General features: G+C 74.1%; 1 protein-coding gene. It reads right to left on the reverse strand.

Going from position 1 to position 247, the window contains the following annotated elements; genetic code table 11:
- Positions 1 to 98 precede the first annotated feature (98 nt).
- Positions 99 to 247: SDR family oxidoreductase (locus tag SB658_RS26430; RefSeq protein ID WP_410603464.1), on the reverse strand; the 149-nt coding region annotated here is incomplete at its 5' end.

A 247-nucleotide genomic window follows, 5' to 3' on the forward strand; every position in this document is an offset into this window, starting at 1 on the left:
GCCGCGGCATCCTCGGCTGGCTGCGCGGGGAGTAGGAAGCTCCCGTCGCAGAAAGGCACCGATCCCCGCTCGGGATCGGTGCCTTTTCGCGACCGGGGCTACTCGGTGCGCAGGCGCAGCTGCGCCATGCCGCCGTCGACCTCGATCGCCGTGCCGGTCGTCGAACCGGCGGACGGGCCGACCAGGTAGGCGACGGCTGCGGCGACCTCGTCGGCGCTCACCAGTCGGCCGTGCGGCTGCCGCGCCT

This window comes from Bacillus sp. SIMBA_008, assembly GCF_046535495.1.
GTDB lineage: Bacteria > Bacillota > Bacilli > Bacillales > Bacillaceae > Bacillus > Bacillus subtilis.